Source organism: Brevibacterium sp. K72, assembly GCF_050562175.1.
GTDB classification, from domain to species: domain Bacteria; phylum Actinomycetota; class Actinomycetes; order Actinomycetales; family Brevibacteriaceae; genus Brevibacterium; species Brevibacterium casei.
Genome location: NZ_CP191582.1, coordinates 1601876 through 1621489, shown reverse-complemented (window position 1 = coordinate 1621489; position 19614 = coordinate 1601876). Strand labels below are relative to the sequence as shown.

11 protein-coding genes and 3 rRNA genes are annotated in these 19614 nt (G+C 63.7%); 6 read left to right on the top strand and 8 right to left on the bottom strand.

Annotated elements, in window-relative coordinates:
* The 4 genes from ACQ1RG_RS07125 to purQ all read left to right on the top strand — a co-directional run bounded on the left by ACQ1RG_RS07125 (window position 1) and on the right by purQ (window position 3466).
* A complete protein-coding gene (locus ACQ1RG_RS07125) occupies window positions 1-864 on the top strand; it encodes an ABC transporter permease (protein WP_009377599.1) in 864 nt (287 codons plus the stop codon).
* A 62-nt stretch (window positions 865-926) separates the two neighbouring features.
* Window positions 927-2342: an NAD(P)/FAD-dependent oxidoreductase gene (locus tag ACQ1RG_RS07120; RefSeq protein WP_009377588.1), complete on the top strand. Its 1416-nt coding sequence runs from the start codon at window positions 927-929 to the stop codon at window positions 2340-2342.
* 138 nt (window positions 2343-2480) lie between these two features.
* Window positions 2481-2735 carry a phosphoribosylformylglycinamidine synthase subunit PurS gene (gene purS / locus ACQ1RG_RS07115; RefSeq protein ID WP_009377587.1) on the top strand — a complete coding sequence of 85 codons (255 nt, stop codon included), beginning with the start codon at window positions 2481-2483 and terminating at the stop codon, window positions 2733-2735.
* Window positions 2735-3466, top strand: coding sequence for a phosphoribosylformylglycinamidine synthase subunit PurQ (gene purQ, locus ACQ1RG_RS07110; RefSeq protein WP_009377585.1), 732 nt, complete (start codon window positions 2735-2737; stop codon window positions 3464-3466). The genes purS and purQ overlap by 1 nt, the downstream gene beginning before the upstream one ends.
* Before the next feature lie 155 nt (window positions 3467-3621).
* On the opposite strand, the gene ACQ1RG_RS07105 is transcribed toward purQ, so the two are convergent.
* From ACQ1RG_RS07105 to ACQ1RG_RS07095, 3 genes are all read right to left on the bottom strand, one after another.
* Entirely contained in the window at window positions 3622-5106 is a 1485-nt protein-coding gene (locus ACQ1RG_RS07105; RefSeq protein WP_009377584.1) for a hypothetical protein, read from the bottom strand.
* 480 nt (window positions 5107-5586) lie between these two features.
* The gene (locus ACQ1RG_RS07100) at window positions 5587-7767 is read right to left on the bottom strand and encodes an ABC transporter ATP-binding protein (protein ID WP_009377583.1); all 2181 of its coding nucleotides are present in this window, start codon (window positions 7765-7767) and stop codon (window positions 5587-5589) included.
* A 1-nt stretch (window position 7768) separates the two neighbouring features.
* Window positions 7769-9502 (bottom strand): ABC transporter ATP-binding protein, encoded by a 1734-nt coding sequence (locus ACQ1RG_RS07095; protein ID WP_009377582.1) that lies wholly within the window; start codon window positions 9500-9502, stop codon window positions 7769-7771.
* 201 nt (window positions 9503-9703) lie between these two features.
* Here ACQ1RG_RS07095 and ACQ1RG_RS07090 point away from each other — a divergent pair, with 201 nt between their 5' ends.
* Complete coding sequence (locus tag ACQ1RG_RS07090; RefSeq protein ID WP_009377581.1) at window positions 9704-10861, top strand: DUF6882 domain-containing protein; 1158 nt, start codon at window positions 9704-9706, stop codon at window positions 10859-10861.
* Between the two features lie 68 nt (window positions 10862-10929).
* On the opposite strand, the gene ACQ1RG_RS07085 is transcribed toward ACQ1RG_RS07090, so the two are convergent.
* From ACQ1RG_RS07085 to ACQ1RG_RS07070, 4 genes are all read right to left on the bottom strand, one after another.
* Window positions 10930-11892 carry a DoxX family protein gene (locus ACQ1RG_RS07085; RefSeq protein ID WP_240388911.1) on the bottom strand — a complete coding sequence of 321 codons (963 nt, stop codon included), beginning with the start codon at window positions 11890-11892 and terminating at the stop codon, window positions 10930-10932.
* Window positions 11893-12117: 225 nt separating this feature from the next.
* A 5S ribosomal RNA gene (gene rrf, locus ACQ1RG_RS07080) occupies window positions 12118-12237 on the bottom strand.
* A 136-nt stretch (window positions 12238-12373) separates the two neighbouring features.
* Window positions 12374-15479 (bottom strand): 23S ribosomal RNA (locus ACQ1RG_RS07075).
* 386 nt (window positions 15480-15865) lie between these two features.
* Window positions 15866-17391, bottom strand: a 16S ribosomal RNA gene (locus ACQ1RG_RS07070).
* Together the 16S, 23S and 5S rRNA genes form the textbook arrangement of a ribosomal RNA operon.
* A gap of 497 nt (window positions 17392-17888) precedes the next feature.
* Here ACQ1RG_RS07070 and ACQ1RG_RS07065 point away from each other — a divergent pair.
* A protein-coding gene (locus tag ACQ1RG_RS07065; protein WP_100227560.1) for an IS3 family transposase occupies window positions 17889-19036 on the top strand; the annotation gives its coding sequence in 2 pieces (ribosomal slippage) (window positions 17889-18159 and window positions 18159-19036; 1149 coding nt in all).
* A 281-nt stretch (window positions 19037-19317) separates the two neighbouring features.
* On the opposite strand, the gene ACQ1RG_RS07060 is transcribed toward ACQ1RG_RS07065, so the two are convergent.
* Window positions 19318-19482, bottom strand: a complete 165-nt coding sequence (locus tag ACQ1RG_RS07060) for a hypothetical protein (protein WP_197464212.1) — start codon at window positions 19480-19482, stop codon at window positions 19318-19320.
* Window positions 19483-19614: the final 132 nt, after the last annotated feature.

Here is a 19614-nt window from a genome sequence, read left to right as displayed (position 1 = left end):
ATGTCGAAGAAGAACACCTTCGCCCGGAGGACGCCCACGGACATCGGACTCAACGTCTGGGGCATCCTCGTCTTCATCTACCTCTTCATCCCTATCGCCGTGATCATCGCCTACTCGTTCAACACCGGACGGGTGCTCGCGGCCTTCCGCGGCTTCGGCCTCGACGCCTACATCACGGGGCTGAACAACGACATCATCATCTCCTCGGTCGTCACCAGCCTCCAGGCCGCCGTCGGTGCCGCGATCGTCTCGACGGTCTTCGGCACCCTCGGCGGAGTGGCGCTGGCCCGGGCGCCGAAGGGCGCGTGGTGGGCGCTCGGACTCACCGGCCTGCTCGCCCTCACCCTCGTCACCCCGGAGATCGTCGACGGCATCTCGTTCCTGCCGTGGTTCGTCACCCTCGGCGTCGACTGGGGCATCACCCCGATCAACAACGGCCTGGTGCGCCTCATCATCTCCCATGCGATGTTCTCGATGGCGATCGTCACCTTCATCGTCCGGGCCCGCCTGGCCGGCATCGACACCCAGCTCGAGGATGCCGCAGCCGACTTGGGCGCCACCCCGTGGCGGCGGTTCCGCGACATCACCCTGCCGATCGCAGCACCCGGCATCCTCGCCGGTGCGCTCATGTCCTTCACCGTCAGCCTCGACAACACGATCCTCTCGAGCTTCGTCCAGCAGCCCGGCTACACCCCGTGGCCGGTCTACATCTTCTCCGCCGTCCGCGTGGCCCTGCGCCCCGAGGTCGCGGCGATCTCAACGGTGATGTTCGTCCTCACCCTGGCGGCCCTGGCCTTCGTCGGCTTCGTGCTGCGCAGGGCCGGCAGCAACTCGACCGAGATCATCAAGACGATGGCAGGATGACGGTGGGGACCCCACTGACCCACCCAGCACCAGCATTGCCGCAAGGCAGAAAGCGAAGTGACATGGACGTCAAAGCCGCCCTGGCCGACGCCTCAACCGTTCCGTTCTGGCTCGACACCGATGAGCGCCCGGCACCCCTGCCGCCGCTGACCGGAGACACCGACGCCGACCTCGTCGTCGTCGGCGGCGGGTTCACCGGGCTGTGGACCGCGCTCCAGGCCAAGGAGCGCGACCCCGATCGGCGGGTCATCCTCGTCGAGGCCAACACCGTCGGGTGGGCGGCCTCAGGACGCAACGGCGGTTTCTGCGCCGCGAGCCTCACCCACGGCTACGACAACGGTGAGACCCACCTGCCGGCGGAGAACGAGCGCCTCGCCGCGCTCGGCCGGGAGAACCTCGACGCGATCGAGGCCGCTGTCGCGAAGTACGGCATGGACTGCGAGTTCGAACGCACCGGCGAACTCGACGTCGCGACCGAGGACTACCAGGTCGCCGACCTCCGCGCAGGCCACGACCCCGAGGCCGGATTCATCTTCTTTTCGCAGCAGGAGCTCGCCGACCTCGTCCGCTCCCCCACGTACAAAGGAGCGCTCTGGGACTCCCGCGAGGTCGCGATGCTCAACCCGGCGAAGCTGTGCTGGGAGCTGCTGCGCGTCATCCGGGAACTCGGCGTCGAGGTGTACGAGGGCACGAAGGTCACCGGGCTCCGCGATCGGAAGACGACGGTGACCGTGACCACCGAACCCGTCTCCGGTGACCGGACGGGCCGCGCCGGGCAGGCGTCGATCAGCGCCCACCGGGTGGCGCTCGCGACCAACGTCTTCCCCTCCCTACTCAAGCGCGCCCGTCTCCACACCGTGCCGGTCTACGACTATGCGCTCATGACGGAGCCGCTGAGCGATGAGCAGATGGCGGCGATCGGCTGGGAGGGGCGGCAGGGCATCGGCGACTGCGCGAATCGGTTCCACTACTACCGGCTCACCGCCGACAACCGGATCCTCTTCGGCGGGTGGGACGCCGTGTACCACTACGGCCGTCAGGTGTCGTGGAAGTACGACCAGAATCGGGAGACGTTCGAAACCCTCGCCCGGCACTTCTACGAGACGTTCCCGCAGCTCGAGGGGGTGCGTTTCACCCACAAGTGGGGCGGGGCGATCGACACGTGCTCGCGCTTCTTCGCGTTCTTCACCGTCGCCTACGACAGGAAGGTGGCGATGGCGGCTGGCTTCACCGGCCTCGGCGTCGGCGCCTCGCGCTTCGCGGGCACCGTCATGCTCGATCTCCTCTCCGGGGAGGACACCGAGCTCACCCGGCTCGAGATGGTGCGGAAGCAGCCGCTGCCGTTCCCGCCCGAACCCGTTGCGTGGCTGGGGATCACGATGACGACCAAGGCGCTCATCAAGGCCGATGAGAACCAGGGACGCCGCGGCCCGCTGCTCAAGATCCTCGACGCCGTGGGCATGGGCTTCGACTCCTGAGGCCGACCACCTCCGCCCGCCCTGTCTCCCGGTGTCCGCACCGGGAGCCGGGGCGGCTGTGTGCTCCCCGTGCTTGCTAGACTTGGGGCGAGCGCGGGAGGCGGCTCCCGACCACATTCTCAAAGGAGTCAAACACGCATGGCACGTGTCGTCGTTGAAGTGATGCCCAAGCCCGAGATCCTCGATCCGCAGGGCAAGGCGCTCGCCGGTGGCCTCACCCGACTCGGGTTCTCCGGCTTCGGAGAGGTCCGGCAGGGAAAGCGCTTCGAACTCGAGGTCGACGGCGAGGCCACCGATGAGGTTCTCGCGCAGGCTCGCGAAGCCGCTGAGACTCTGCTGTCGAACCCGGTCATCGAGAACGTCGTCGCCGTGCGCGTCGCCGAGGACGCCTGATGACGGCAACGACCGCTCCCGCCGCCGAGGCGGTTGCCGACTCCGGTGCGAGGATCGGCGTCGTCACGTTCCCCGGGACCCTGGACGACCGTGACGCCGCACGCGCCGTCACCCTGGCCGGCGCCTCGGCGGTCAATCTCTGGCACGCCGACACGAGCCTCGACGGGGTCGACGCGGTCATTCTGCCGGGCGGATTCTCCTACGGCGACTACCTGCGCGCCGGGGCGATCGCCCGGTTCGCCCCGATCATGGAGTCCGTCGTCAAAGCGGCTGAGTCGGGGATGCCGGTCCTCGGGATCTGCAACGGCTTCCAGGTGCTCTGCGAATCGCACCTGCTGCCGGGCGCCCTCATCCGCAACGACCACCAGCACTTCATCTGCCGCGATCAGGACCTCCTCGTCGAGAACGCGGACACTCCGTGGACGAGCGACTACGAGCAGGGTCAGACGATCCGGATCCCGCTGAAGAACGGTGAGGGCGGCTACGTCGCAACCCCGGAGGTCCTCGACGAGCTCGAAGCCACCGGTCGCGTCGTCTTCCGCTATCAGGGCGGCAACCCCAACGGATCGATGCGCGACATCGCCGGGATCACGAACGAGGCCGGGAACGTCGTCGGCCTCATGCCCCACCCTGAGCACGCCGTCGAGGCCGGTTTCGGTCCGGACGGCAGCGGTGTCGACGGCCAGGGGTTCTTCTCCTCCGCTGTGCGCACCCTCGTCTCGACCCGCTGACCCCGGAGATCGCCTCAGCCTGCCGAGCGCAGCGCTGATCTCTGCCGGCTGAGCACAGTGAACGGCCCCGGGGCTTCGACATCTCGTCGAGGCTCCGGGGCCGTTCTGCGTTCGCCGTCGGGCCGGGTGAGGTCACCGACCTGACGGGAGACCTGTCACTTCTCGAGCTGTCCGCGTCGGCGGGCGAAGAGGACTGCGCCTGCACCGGCGAGGATGAGGAGTGCACCTGCTCCGAGTCCGGTGAGTTCGGCACCCGTGCGGGGCATCGAACCGGAGTTGCCTCCGCCGCCTCCGCTGCCGCCGCCGTTGCCGTTGTCTCCTCCACCTCCGCCGCCGGAGGCGGTGACGACGAACTGTCCGGTGAGCGTCTCCTCACCGCACGTGGCCTCGACCTGGTACTTGCCGACGTAGGCTGAGGCATCGTTCGAGAGGCCGTAGGTCTGGACGGCTGCGCGTCCCACCTCGTTGGTCGGAGCAGTCCGATCGTAGAGGAGTTCTCCGGGCTCGAAGCCCCAGACCTGGAAGCGCACCTCACCGGCAGTGCAGTTGTTCATCGTCATGGTCACGCCTTTGTCGCGGTTGATGAAGTCGACGGCAGGCAGTCGCTCAGGATCCACCGAGAGGGTGAGGTCGATCGTGTCGCTGCCGTTCGGCGTCACCGTGAACGACCCTTCCTCATACTGGTCGCCGCATGAGGCCATGACGAGGTATTCGCCGATGAAGCCGTAGCCGTCGTCGACCTCGGGCGGGGTGTAGTTGACTGCCGCAGCGGCATCCTCACCGGCGACCTGGGTGGTCTCCCACACCGTGGTGTCGGGGTCGTACATGGTGCTGATGCGGAAGCTCACCTCGGAGTCGACGTTGCAGCCGGTCATCATCAGGTCCACGCCGCCCTTGAGGAAGTCGTTGAGCTGCTGTGATCCGGGGCTGATGTCGAGAGTCGACGTGTCTGCCGGAGGCTCAGTCTCCCCCTCGCCTTCGATGACGGTGGCGGATGCGGAGAGCGTCGCGCTCTCCTCACCCCGCTGCACGTCGACGGTGACCGTGACGGTGTCGCCGGGCGAGACGTCCTGGGTGGTGAAGAACGTCCCGGTGAAGGTGCCGTCCTCCTGGGCCGTCGCGTGGGTTCCGTCGCCGTCGCCCCAGGCGATGGTGTCACCGGCGAGGACTCCCTCGACGAAGAATCGGAGTCCCACGTCAGGGTTGGTGATGTCGCTGACGGTGACCTCGCCGGAATCGAGGAACAGCGCGGGATTGAGAGGTTCTGCCTCCGGGGATTCAGTGGGGGTGCCGTCGGTGTCGTCGGTGCCTTCGGTCTCGTCGGTGCCGTCGGTATCGGCTTCACCGGGGGTGGTGGGTCCGGTGGTGCCGTCGACACCGCCTTCTGCCTGTCCCTGCGTGTCGGCGGTGCCCGAGTCGGTGTCCGTTCCGTCGGCGGCGCCGGCGTCGTCGGTGCCCTCCGAGGTGGACGTGCCGTCGGGCTCGTCGGTGGAGCCGTCGGCATCGGCAGCAGGGTCTGGGGATGGGTCCGTGGTGCTGCTCGCCTGTGCCACGATGTCCGGTGCCGTTGCAGCGGCAGGCATGGCACCCAGGGTGGTGACGGCGAGTGCGAGGGTGGTCGCGAGGATGAGCCGTTTCATGATCGTCCTTCCAACGGTGTCCGCTCGGCCGGCGGACCTGTTGCTGTGGGTGATCTGGACGGTACTCAGGTTGAGCGCGACTGGGGAGTTTCGTTCATTGAGTTCATGACGGATCTGTGATGCACATCACGGCCGACCGTTATCACATTGTCACCACAGCTGTGGTCAAACCTGTGGACAAGATCGCCTGTCAGCTCCTGCCGCGCTCACCGTCGGCACCGGCCATGCGTCGATCGGTCCTGGTGAGACTGCCGCCTCGAGCCGCGTCGGGCACCGCGCTGGGCGATGCCGGTCGAGTGGGTCGGCGTCCGCCGAGGAGATGTCACGATGTTGCGATTGTGCGAAGTCGGCCGATCCATCGCCGAATATCGTTACCTGCGGACCGCCCGGGTTCTCCCGCCTCATAGGCAACCGAGCACTCCTTGCGCTGCGGCTGCGGCGACGCGTCGGCCCCGTCGTCGACGGGACCGACGCTCGATGCTACTCCGGCTTCGATCGCTCGACCGCGGCGTCGGCGACACCGGGGCTCTCGACCTCGTCGCCTTCTGTCGCTTCGGCCCGAGCCACCATCGCGTCGGCCTCGTCCTCGGCGAGGGCCGCCGCATCGCCGCGGATGCCGGGCTCGGATTCCGCTTCGTCGAGGACCTCGGAGGTGAAGTGCTCCTCCGCGTCCTCACCGCGGAACTGGGTCATGTAGAGCCGGTGGTAGGCGCCTTCGGCGGCGAGCAGCTCCTCGTGAGTGCCCTGTTCGACGATCGCGCCGTTCTCCATGACGAGGATCGTGTCAGCATCGCGAATCGTCGAGAGGCGGTGAGCGATGACGAACGAGGTCCTGTCCGTGCGCAGCGCGGCCATCGCCTGCTGGACGAGGAGTTCGGTGCGCGTGTCGACCGACGAGGTGGCCTCATCGAGGATGAGCAGCGAGGGATCGGCGAGGAAGGCCCGTGCGATCGTGATGAGCTGACGCTCACCTGCTGACACGCTTCCCCCGTCGGAGTCGATGACCGTGTCATAGCCGTCGGGAAGCTGGCGGACGAAGCGGTCGACCATCGTCGCCTTCGCCGCCTCGACGACCTCCTCGTCCGTGGCATCGAGCCGCCCGTAGCGGATGTTGTCACGGATCGTTCCCTCGAACAGCCACGCATCCTGGAGGACCATGCCGACATGCGAGCGCAGATCGGCGCGGGTGAGGTCGCGGATGTCGACGCCGTCGAGGAAGATCGTCCCTCCGGTGAGTTCGTAGAACCGCATGACGAGGTTGACCAGGGTCGTCTTGCCGGCACCGGTGGGTCCGACGATCGCGATGGTGTGCCCGGGATCGGCGGTGAAGGAGACGTCCTCGATGAGCGGGCTGTCCTCGGCATAGCGGAAGCTCACGTGTGAGAAGTCGACCTGACCGGGAGTCCGCGGCGGCAGCTGCGCCCTCGCGTCGTCGGGTTCCTCCTCGTCGGCGTCGAGGAGCTCGAACGTCCGCTCCGCCGAGGCGACGCCGGACTGGAGCATGTTCGCCACCCCGGCCATCTCGGAGATGGGCTGCGAGAACTCCCGGGAGTACTGGATGAACGCCGTGGCGTCGCCGAGCGTCATCTGCCCCGAGGCCACGCGCAGACCGCCGGCGACGGCGATGAGGACGTAGCTGAGGTAGGAGACGAACTGCATCGAGGGCATGATCATCCCGGAGACGAACTGAGCACCCGACGAGGCACGGTAGAGCTCCTCGTTGCGGCGGTCGAACTCGTCGAGCATGACCTGGTCACGACCGAAGGCCCGGACGACGTCGAGTCCTGAGAAGGACTCCTCGACGTGGCCGTTGACCTCGCCGGTGTACTTCCACTGCGCTTTGAACCTCTTCTGCGCCTGGGTGCCGATGACCCCGGCGATGATCGCCGAGAGCGGAAGCGCGATGAGGGCGAGCAGCGCGAGCTGCCAGGACACGACGAACATCATCACGCCGATGCCGATGATCGTCAGCGCCGACTGGATGAGCTGGGAGAACGCCTGCTGCAGGGCCTGTTGGATGTTGTCGACGTCGTTCGTCACCCGCGACATCACGTCACCGCGCTGCCGCGTGTCGAAATACCGCAGCGGCAGACGGTTGATCTTGCGTTCGATGTCCTCACGCAGTCGGTAGATCACGCGCATGACGAGGGCGTTGAGGATGTAGCCCTGCGCCCACATGAGCATCGAGGCGACGAGGTACATGAGGAGGACGATGATGATGATCTGGCCGAGCGCGGTGAAGTCGATGCCCTGTCCCGGCACCACTCCGGCGGTGGCGAGCATCTCCGCGTAGTCGTCGAGGCCCTGCGCACGTGCGCCGGCGATGATGTCCTCGATGTTCGCTCCGGCGGGCAGCTGAGCGCCGATGACGCCGGAGTAGATGACGTCCATCGCCTTGCCGAGCACCTTGGGGGCGATGACGGTGAGGACGACCGAGCCGATGACGAGGAGGACGACCCTGACGAGTCCCGCCTTCTCACTGGCCATGAGCCCGAAGAGCCGTTTGACCGAGGGCCAGAAGTGCTTGGGCTTGCGGGCCGGGGTGCCCCCGAACATGTCTCCGTCGTCGCCGTGGGGAACGTAGGCGTCCTCGGCTTCGGCGGCCACGGCCGCACCGCTCGTCGCGGTGGGTTCGGCGTCGTGCGGGTCCTTCTTCGCCATGTCAGTTCACCCCTTCCGCGGTCAGCTGGGATTCGACGATCTCCTGGTAGGTCGCATTGGTCTCGAGGAGTTCGTCGTGGGTGCCGCGGCCGACGATCTTCCCATCGTCGAGGACGAGGATCTGGTCGGCGTCGCGGATCGTCGAAACCCGCTGGGCGACGACGACGACCGTCGACTCACCGGTGGTGCGTCCGAGGGCTTCCCGCAGACGGGCGTCTGTGGCGACGTCGAGGGCGGAGAACGAATCGTCGAAGACGTAGACGAGCGGTTTGGCAGCGAGCGCTCGGGCGATGCACAGTCGCTGACGCTGACCGCCGGAGAAGTTCGTCCCGCCCTGGGCGACGCTCTCCTCGAGCCGGTCGGGCTTCTCGGCGACGAAGTCGGCGGCCTGTGCGGTCTCGAGCGCCTCCCACAGCTGCGCGTCGTCGGCGAACTCGCTGCCGAAGCGCAGGTTCGAAGCGATCGTGCCGGAGAACAGGTACGGCTTCTGCGGGACGAGGCCGACGAGCTGAGCGAGCTGCCGGCGGTTGAATGCACTCACGGGCACACCGTCGATGAGCACCTCGCCCGCCTGCGGGTCGATGAGCCGCGGGATGAGCCCGACGATCGTCGACTTGCCGGATCCGGTCGCCCCGATGATCGCCGTCGTCGTTCCCGGCCGGGCGGTGAAGGTGAGGTCCTCGAGGACCGGAACCTCGGCGCCGGGATAACCGAAGGTGACGTTGCGGAACTCGAGCTCGCCTCGGCGGGGCAGCTCCGCGACTCCGTCGGGGACGACCATCGACGATTTCGTGTCGAGGACTTCGCAGATGCGTTCGGCGCACACGACGGCACGCGGGATCATCATCACCATGAACACGCCCATCATCACGGCGACGAGGATCTGGAGGAGGTACTGGAGGAACGCGGTGAGCGACCCGACCTCCATGACACCCGCGTCGACGCGGTGCCCGCCGAACCAGAGGACGGCTGCGGTGGCGAGGTGGAGGATCATCATGATCGCAGGGAACATGAGGACGAAGAGGTTGCCGACCTTGACCGAGGTCTCGGTCAGGGCGCGGTTGGCGTCGGCGTACCGGTCGGCTTCGAACGGCTCGCGGACGAATGCGCGGATGACCCGGATGCCGCTGATCTGCTCCCGGAGGACTCCGTTGATGCCGTCGACCTGGTCCTGCATGCGCCGGAACAGCGGCATGAGGAGGACGACGAGGATGCCGACGACGACGAAGAGGACGGGCACCGAGACCCAGACGAGCCACGAGAGCCCCGGGTCCTCGCGGAAGGCCATGATGATGCCGCCGATGCACATGATCGGGGTCGAGACCATGAAGTTGAGCGTCATGAGGACCAGCATCTGCACCTGCTGGACGTCGTTGGTGTTGCGGGTGATGAGGGTGGCGCTGCCGAACTTCCCGACCTCGAGCGTCGAGAGCTCGTCGACGCGGCTGTAGATCGCACGGCGGATGTCGCGGCCGACTCCCATCGCCGACCGGGCCCCGAAGTAGATCGCGGTGACCGCGGTGATGACCTGGACGAGGCAGACGATGAGCATCGTCATGCCAGTCGACCAGATGAAGTCGGTGTCGCCCTCGGCCACACCCTCGTCGATGATCCGGGCGTTGAGGCTCGGCAGGTAGAGGGCGGCGATCGTCGACGCCAGCTGGAGGACGACGACGAAGACGATGAAGAGCCAATAGGACTTCGCAAATTTCAGGGTCAGGCGCAAGAGGGCCACAGTGGACATCCTGGGGTTCGTGATTCGAGACTGAACAGTCGAGTGCTGAGAGCGCAACACATTATCTTACATCGATCCTCCTCCTTCGCATGATCCGGATCCACCGAGCGCCGTGCCCTCAGGACACCAGACGGCACTGACACGAGCCGGGAGTCCGCGTGCCTCCTCGCATTGTCGGTGCACCCCCGTACGCTTGAGGGCATGAGCACAACACTGCAGGACCTCGTCAACCGCGCCGTCTTCCTCTCGACGGAGACGCAGACGCATTTCGGCGGCCTCATCGCCGATGCCGCCTGGGAGGTCGACTTCACCGCGGATCCGCATCTCACGTTCACCGACGAGGACGGCGCAGCGCTGCGCACCCGACCGCATCTCCTCGGATCGGAGTCGACGTCCCAGGGGACATGGCTGTGGGGGTGGGAGAACATCAACGAGTTCCCCGAGGCCGTCGTCGGCCTCTCCCACGAGGTGCGGAAGTTCGGAGCCGCAGAGGATCTCAGCGAATTCGTCACCCCGGAACTCGACCTCGACGACGAGCTCGCTCTGCGTCTCACGCTCGCGGCGAAGGAGGCGACCGGCAAGTGGGCGCACTATCCGGCTGCGGCCGGTGCGGGGACGACGGTCTGGCTGCTCGTCGACGTGCCCGAGCTCGTGCTTCCCGAGCCCACGGTCAAGGCATCCGTGCGCGCCCTCATGCAGGGGCTGACCCAGACGACGGTCAACGACCATCGCGCCGCCCTCGAAGCGTACGTCGCCAAGCGCGGCATCCCCACCGCACCGCTGGCAGGTGGCGGCCTGCGACTGCTCTTCGCCGACGGCAGCGCCGACATCAGCTTCGACGAGATGCGACGGATCTCCAACTGCGAGGTCCACGCACCCCTCGAGGGAGAAGCCGCGACGCAGTACTCGGAGATCACCGGAATCACGGTGGCGACCGAGGAGCCGACCCCGGCCGCCGCCTCGCCTGCGGAGACGCCGACTCCCGACCGCGCCGAGGCTCCGGTCGCTGCCGACTCCTCCCCCGAGGCCGACGAGGCAGCCGCTGCGGAGGGCACCACGGGTGGGGAATCGTCCGCAGGGACTTCGACTCCTGCACGTCCGGAGGAGCCTCGGTCCGACCGTGCCGAAGTGCCGGCTGCCGAGACCCCTGAGCGCTCCGATGTCCGACCCTCCCCCGCCGAGGCGGCCGCTGCCACGGCCGGAACCGACCGTGGCGCGGAGGCTGAGTCCAAACCCGCCGCTCGCGAGCGGGACGCCGCCGCTGCCGAGGACGAGGCCGCACCGACCGACGAGGCCGCGCGCAGCGAGGAGCCCAAGGAGAAGAAGAAGGGGCTGTTCTCCCGCCTGTTCGGCCGCTGAGTGTCGCGAACCGTTCCGCGCTGTCGGGGTCGCGGCGGCAAGGCGAACCCTGCCGTCTATGGGCACGATCAGCGGTTGATCGGTTCCCGGGGAGACCAGCTGAAGTCGCGGTCGAAGAGGTAGCGCCTCTCTTCGTCGCTGACGAGTGTGAGGTCGAGGCCCTCGCCCGAGAGCCTCAGGTCTCCCGAGCCGGCTTTCACAAACGCGAGGCTGATCGTCGTCTCCACGTCTCGGATGAGGCCCTGATCGCCGTTGCGCTTCGGGTAGAGGGACAGCGTCACCGTGCTGCCGTCCTCGAGCGTGTGCATGCCGTCCTGGTAGGTCCCGTCGGTGTACCGGATGGCCGCCCTCGCCCTCCCTGCCACGGCGATCTGCCCGAACGCGACCTGACTGATCTCGGACCCCGCGAGGGTCCGCTGTCCGACGTCGGTCACGCGGTAGACCCCTGCGATCGCCGACGGCGCGTCGGGTTGGCCCCAGTTCGCGCGGAGCCCCAGGGCGAGGCCCGAGCCGACGACGAGGACGAGGGCGAGCAGTGGACTTGCCCACCGCACAACGGCGCGGAAGCGACGGTTCTCGGTGATCGTGCCCTGCACCGGCGGTCCGGTCGGCAGCCCGATGACGAACCGTCCGAGGCGCAGGATGTTGGGAAGGAGCAGGATGAGCCCGACGAGTGCCATCAGCCCGGAGAGCTGTTTGACGGGCACGTCGAACGTGAGGTTGAGCAGGAAGACGACCGACATGTCGATAGCGGCGAGAAGCGCCCCCAGCCAGGCGGTGCGGCCGAAGAGCAGGAGCACGGCAGCGACCACTTCGGCGAGGCCGGCGAGGAACTGCACCGTCGGCGAGAACGCCATGAATCGCCAGAGCAGGCCCATCGGGCTCATCTCACCGTATTGGACGAGCGCATCGGCGAAGTCCGCGTAGCCCATCTGCATGTGGAAGATCTTCGACCAGCCGTAGATGAGGAGGTAGACGGCCAGCCAGAGCCGCAGCAGCCAGTGGCCGGCCCACAGAAGGCTGGTCACCACGGCTCGAGTGCGGGAACGGGACGGATGCGTTCCCTGGTCAGGTGCTGTGGAGACTGCAGTGTCGTTGCGCATGTCTTCAGGCTAGAGTCGCCGAGGCGGCGCCTCCATGCGGATTCCACGTCAGTGGGGGACTGGAAAACCCCACCCGATGCGCATGGTCACTTTTGCCTGTGAATGAAAAAGTGGGGGCACCCCTTCGAAAAGGAGTGCCCCCACCAACAATTATTGCGGCAGTCACTTACTCTCCCACAACCACCAAGTTGCAGTACCATCAGCATGACATGGGCTTAGCTACCGGGATCGGAACGGTTAACCGGGCGTTTCCCCACCACTATCACCACCGCAAAACCATCAGACAACCACCACACACGAGAGTGTGTGGTAGTGGTCCAAGAACCGTACAGCGAACGCGAGCACCACAACAGGCGACTTCAATCAAAAAACCCATCAATACCTTCACGCACACACCAACCCTCTTGGGTTGTGTGAGTGATCGGCGTATTAGTACCAGTCAACTCCACACCTCACAGTGCTTCCATACCCGGCCTATCAACCCAGTGTTCTCCTGGGCACCTCTCCCCACAAAGGGATGGAAATCTCATCTCGGAGCAGGCTTCCCGCTTAGATGCTTTCAGCGGTTATCCTTCCCGAACGTAGCCAACCAGCCATGCACCTGGCGGTACAACTGGCACACCAGAGGTTCGTCCGTCCCGGTCCTCTCGTACTAAGGACAGCCCTCCACAAATTTCCTACGCACGCAGCGGATAGGGACCGAACTGTCTCACGACGTTCTAAACCCAGCTCGCGTACCGCTTTAATGGGCGAACAGCCCAACCCTTGGGACCGACTCCAGCCCCAGGATGCGACGAGCCGACATCGAGGTGCCAAACCATGCCGTCGATATGGACTCTTGGGCAAGATCAGCCTGTTATCCCCGAGGTACCTTTTATCCGTTGAGCGACCACGCTTCCACAAGCCATGGCCGGGTCACTAGTCCCAGCTTTCGCTCCTGCTCGACACGTCCGTCTCACAGTCAAGCTCCCTTGTGCACTTACACTCGACACCTGATTGCCAACCAGGCTGAGGGAACCTTTGGGCGCCTCCGTTACTCTTTAGGAGGCAACCGCCCCAGTTAAACTACCCATCAGGCACTGTCCCTGAACCCGATCAGGGTCCGAAGTTAAGGAATCCAGAATGGTCAGAGTGGTATTTCACTTGCCGACTCCACCCGATCTGGCGACCAGGCTTCAACATCTCCCACCTATCCTACACAAACCACACCGAAGCCCAATACCAAACTATAGTGAAGGTCTCGGGGTCTTTCCGTCCTGCTGCGCGTAACGAGCATCTTTACTCGTAATGCAATTTCGCCGAGTTCGTGGTTGAGACAGCAGAGAAGTCGTTACGCCATTCGTGCAGGTCGGAACTTACCCGACAAGGAATTTCGCTACCTTAGGATGGTTATAGTTACCACCGCCGTTTACTGGGGCTTAAATTCTCCGCTTCACCCCAAAGGGTTAACGGGTCCTCTTAACCTTCCAGCACCGGGCAGGCGTCAGTCCGTATACATCGACTTACATCTTCGCACGGACCTGTGTTTTTAATAAACAGTCGCTTCTCTCTGGCCTCTGCGACCACCACCAGCTCCCAACCGCAAGAGCTGTTCACCAGGATGGCCCCCCTTCTCCCGAAGTTACGGGGGCATTTTGCCGAGTTCCTTAACCACGATTCTCTCGATCACCTTAGTATTCTCTACCTGACCACCTGTGTCGGTTATAGGGTACGGGCAACACACACCCTCACGTCGATGCTTTTCTCGGCAGCAGAGGATCACCAGATCACCCCACCACTGTGGGGCGCCCATCAGCTCTCACACACTCGTGGGGACGGATTTGCCTACCCCCACATGCTACGACCTTAGACCACGACTACCATCGCGTGGCCTGGCTACCTTTCTGCGTCACACCTCACGCTTACCGACTCCACACTCAGGTCCTCACCACCCCACCAACCAGACATCCGAAGACGCCACGGGTGGACCGGGGAGTTAGTCTCATGTGTTTTGGTATTGTCGGTTGTGTGTCGGTACCAGAATATCAACTGGTTGTCCATCGACTACGCCTGTCGGCCTCGCCTTAGGTCCCGACTTACCCAGGGCGGATTAGCCTAGCCCTGGAACCCTTGGTCATCCGGTGGACGGGTTTCTCACCCGTCTTTCGCTACTCATGCCTGCATTCTCACTCGTGACGCCTCCACCACTCGTTCACACGGCGACTTCACTGGCGACACGACGCTCCCCTACCCAACACCACACCATTACAGTATCGTGATGCTGCCACAACTTCGGCGGTGTACTTAGCCCCGCTACATTATCGGCGCTCAATCACTTGACCAGTGAGCTATTACGCACTCTTTCAAGGGTGGCTGCTTCTAAGCCAACCTCCTGGTTGTCTTCGCAACTGAACATCCTTTCCCACTCAGCACACGCTTAGGGGCCTTAGTTGATGGTCTGGGCTGTTTCCCTCTCGACAATGAAGCTTATCCCCCACTGTCTCACTGCCACGCTGAACCTTACCGGCATTCGGAGTTTAGTTGACGTCAGTAACCCGGTGGGGCCCATCAGCCATCCAGTAGCTCTACCTCCGGCAAGAACCACGCAACGCTGCACCTAAATGCATTTCGGGGAGAACCAGCTATCACAGAGTTTGATTGGCCTTTCACCCCTAACCACAGGTCATCCCCTCCATTTTCAACTGAAGTGGGTGCGGGCCTCCACAACATCTTACTGCTGCTTCACCCTGCCCATGGCTAGATCACTCCGCTTCGGGTCTAGGACACGCGACTGACTCGCCCTATTCGGACTCGCTTTCGCTACGGCTACCCCACACGGGTTAACCTCGCCACGCACCGCTAACTCGCAGGCTCATTCTTCAAAAGGCACGCCATCACACCAACACGGGTGCTCTGACGGATTGTAAGCACATGGTTTCAGGTACTCTTTCACTCCCCTCCCGGGGTACTTTTCACCATTCCCTCACGGTACTGATCCGCTATCGGTCATCAGGAAGTATTTAGCCTTACCAGGTGGTCCTGGCAGATTCACACGGAATTCCACGAGTTCCGTGCTACTCGGGAGAGTGTGTAACACCGGGGCCACGCGTTTCGTCTACGGGACTCTCACCCACTCCGGTACTGTTTCCCACCAGCTTCGACTACACGTAAGCACTCATCAGCGTCTCGGTCATGCTGAACCGAACACACACACCCCACAACACCATGTACGCAACACCAGCACGCTTGACACGCACACGGTTTAGGCTCATCCAGTTTCGCTCGCCACTACTCCCGGAATCATTCTTATTTTCTCTTCCTACGGGTACTGAGATGTTTCACTTCCCCGCGTTCCCTCCACACACCCTATATATTCAGGTGCGGGTCACCGCACTCGCATGCGGCGGGGTTCCCCCATTCGGACATCCTCGGATCACAGCCCGTTTATCGGCTCCCCGAGGCTTATCGCAGATTTCCACGTCCTTCATCGGCTCCTGATGCCAAGGCATCCACCATGCGCTCTTACACACTCACACCCACCCCTAGAGGTTGGTATCAGTGTGCGCGAAAATATCACACTAAGATTTTTTGACTCAAAGAAAATCACACTACACACCAGCCAGCCGGCTGGTGCTTGATGCTCGCGTCCACTATACGATTCTCAAACCACTACCAATCACCACCCCAGCCAGCACCAGCACTGCTGCTGCCTCTGGGTTGGGTCGGTGCCTGGTGAAACCACTTGTGGTTCCAGGACCCAACAGCGTGTCTGTTCTATCCGACCACCCACCCACCGTGCCCGGGGCATTGACCCCAGCCCGGCTGGTTGGGCGAGCGAAGTATGTGATGTTCCACCCTTGAGCAACCCACCCGAACCACACATGGGTTCTGTTGGTGGGCACCATACTGGTGTGCTCCTTAGAAAGGAGGTGATCCAGCCGCACCTTCCGGTACGGCTACCTTGTTACGACTTAGTCCCAATCACCAGTCCCACCTTAGACGGCCCCCTCCTTACGGTTAGGCCACCGGCTTCGGGTGTTACCGACTTTCGTGACTTGACGGGCGGTGTGTACAAGGCCCGGGAACGTATTCACCGCAGCGTTGCTGATCTGCGATTACTAGCGACTCCGACTTCACGTAGTCGAATTGCAGACTACGATCCGAACTGAGACTGGCTTTAAGGGATTCGCTTGCCCTCACGGGTTCGCCTCTCTCTGTACCAGCCATTGTAGCATGCGTGAAGCCCAAGACATAAAGGGCATGATGATTTGACGTCATCCCCACCTTCCTCCGAGTTGACCCCGGCAGTCTCCTATGAGTTCCCACCATCACATGCTGGCAACATAGAACGAGGGTTGCGCTCGTTGCGGGACTTAACCCAACATCTCACGACACGAGCTGACGACAACCATGCACCACCTGTACACCAGCTTCAAAGAAGAAGACCTGTTTCCAGGACGGTCCGGTGTATGTCAAGCCTTGGTAAGGTTCTTCGCGTTGCATCGAATTAATCCGCATGCTCCGCCGCTTGTGCGGGCCCCCGTCAATTCCTTTGAGTTTTAGCCTTGCGACCGTACTCCCCAGGCGGGGCACTTAATGCGTTAGCTACGGCGCGGAGAACGTGGAATGCCCCCCACACCTAGTGCCCAACGTTTACGGCATGGACTACCAGGGTATCTAATCCTGTTCGCTCCCCATGCTTTCGCTCCTCAGTGTCAGTTACAGCCCAGAGTCCCGCCTTCGCCACCGGTGTTCCTCCTGATATCTGCGCATTTCACCGCTACACCAGGAATTCCAGACTCCCCTACTGCACTCTAGTCAGCCCGTACCCACTGCACGCGCAACGTTAAGCGTTGCGTTTCCACAGCAGACGTGACCAACCACCTACGAGCTCTTTACGCCCAATAATTCCGGAAAACGCTCGTACCCTACGTATTACCGCGGCTGCTGGCACGTAGTTAGCCGGTACTTCTTCTGCAGGTACCGTCACTTGCGCTTCTTCCCTGCTGAAAGCGGTTTACAACCCGAAGGCCGTCATCCCGCACGCTGCGTCGCTGCATCAGGGTTTCCCCCATTGTGCAATATTCCCCACTGCTGCCTCCCGTAGGAGTCTGGGCCGTGTCTCAGTCCCAGTGTGGCCGGTCGCCCTCTCAGGCCGGCTACCCGTCGTCGTCTTGGTGAGCCATTACCTCACCAACAAACTGATAGGCCGCGAGCCCATCCCCAACCGAAAAAACTTTCCACCACCAGACATGCGTCCGACAGTCGTATCCGGTATTAGACCCAGTTTCCCGGGCTTATCCCGAAGTCAGGGGCAGGTTACTCACGTGTTACTCACCCGTTCGCCACTCATCCACCCGGTGCAAGCACCAGGCTTCAGCGTTCGACTTGCATGTGTTAAGCACGCAGCCAGCGTTCGTCCTGAGCCAGGATCAAACTCTCCATAAAAAATTTACTTCTAGTGATCCCGGCAAGACAGTCACCCATCCACGGGGGTGGACGGTGACCCCACCATGAACCGAAACAGTCCATGGATTTTGGTTGTCTTACCAGAAAAAATTTCTGGCATCACATTGTTCAAACAAACACGCTATTGGATTCTCAAACCACAAACACACACCCACACCACACACGAGAGAACTCGCGTGCTCGTTGGGGGCATCCACAGGATTGCGTCCGCCCGATCCACACACCCGGAAGTGTCCTGCCCAAACTCGTGTTTGTGCTGGTGACACCCGGTGGAAACACCCCGTTGTTGTGGTGTTCCCGGTGAGGCGAACGAGATATAACTCTAGACCACCAGAACACCCCCACGCAACCCCGAAACCACACCAGGCAGGGTGACAACCACCACACACCTGTTGGGCTGACCCCGGGATGTAGGTCCAGTCGTTGTGTGAGTCGTCTTGATGCTCGCTGCTGCGGGCAGGAAGACTGGTCTCATCATGACGAACACGAGGAAGCGGCACACGCCTGAGCAGGTCGTGCGCAAGCTCGGACAGGCCGACCGGATGCTGGCCGATGGCGCGGACGTCGCGGCGGTGTGCCGCGAGCTGGGCGTGTCGGAACAGACGTACTACCGGTGGCGCAACCAGTACGGCGGGCTCAAGGCCGACGACGCCAAGCGCCTCAAGGAGCTCGAGAAGCAGAACGCCACCCTCAAGCGTCTGCTCGCTGAAGCAGAGCTGGAGAAGGCGGCGCTGAAGGAGCTGGCAGAGGGAAACTTCTAGGCCCGGGCAGGAGGCGCGCCGCTGTCGCTCACCTCATCGCGAAGATGCGGGTGAGCGAGCGGATGGCGTGCCGGCTGACCGGGCTATCCAGGTCCGCCTACCGGCGCACCCTCAAGGCCGATACCGTCGCCGACCCCGACGCCGCCTTGCGTGAATGGCTGCGCGGTTACGCGAAGAAGCACCCCCGCTGGGGCTACCGGCGCGCGTGCCACGACGCCCGCGGCGAGGGCTGGCAGGTCAACCACAAGAAGATCCAGCGGCTATGGCGCGAGGAAGGCCTACGCGTGCCCCAGCGACGTCGCCGTAAGCGCATCGGCTCCTCGACCACGGACGCCCCCAAGGCGTGCGCCCCGAACGTGGTGTGGGCCATCGACTTCCAGTTCGACGTCGACGAGGCCGGGCGTCCGATCAAAATCGCGTCGATCGTGGACGAGCACACCCGGGTCTGCCTCGGCGGCCTCGTGGAACGCTCCATCACCGCCGACCGTCTCACCGACCATCTCGACGACCTCGTTAAGCTGCACGGACCGCCCGCGGTCCTCAGAAGCGACAACGGGCCCGAGTTCATCAGCCAGGCGATCGCCGACTGGGCCGGCACCCGCACCGGCTTGTCGTACATCCCGCCCGGCTCGCCGTGGCTCAACGGCTACGTCGAGTCGTTCAACTCCCGCCTGCGCGACGAGTGCTTGAACATCAACAGCTTCTACTCACTGCTGCACGCCCAGGTCGTCATCGGCGACTGGAAGGTCGAGTACAACACCGTGCGACGCCACTCGGCGCTGGGCTACCTCACCCCGGCCGACTATGCTCGCCACTGCACCCACGAAATGGAACCCGACGACTCACACAGAGACCGGACCTAACAACGGGGGCGGCCCACTGTTGTCTGAAATGAATCCGCTGGTCAGGGCAGTGGTGGCTTGGTCGTCGTCACCGGTTCAGGGCTTCTCACGACATAGCTGCGGCGCGGATCGCGTCGACCTGCCGATCGATGACGGATGCGAACATGGCGATATCGGAATCCGGCAGGTTGAGTCGTCCGGCGACGGATCGCTAACGACCTGCAGCCTCGGCGACGTCGACCTCGGTCTGCCGCACCGCTGACTCTTCGAGGTGACAGAGCGTGCCGAATTGGACCAAGGCCTCAACATCGTCGTTGACGCTTTTCGCTCCATTGACAGCAGTCTGCCGTTCGGCGGCGTGGTCCGGTTCGAGATTGACGGGCTGAGCTCCCATCCCGCATGTCGGCGACGAAGCCGTGATTGCGGAGGTGGTCATCGGTGTTGTGCATCGCAACGGAATAGACCATCCGACGGAACAGCTCCTCACAGTCGCTGAAGCACCGTGGAGTCCGCTGACACTGAACGGGGCGGAGGACAGGGGCAGGACGGGGTCGATCGCGTACGCCCAGCGCTGCGCGAGATACGACTCTCCGTGGATG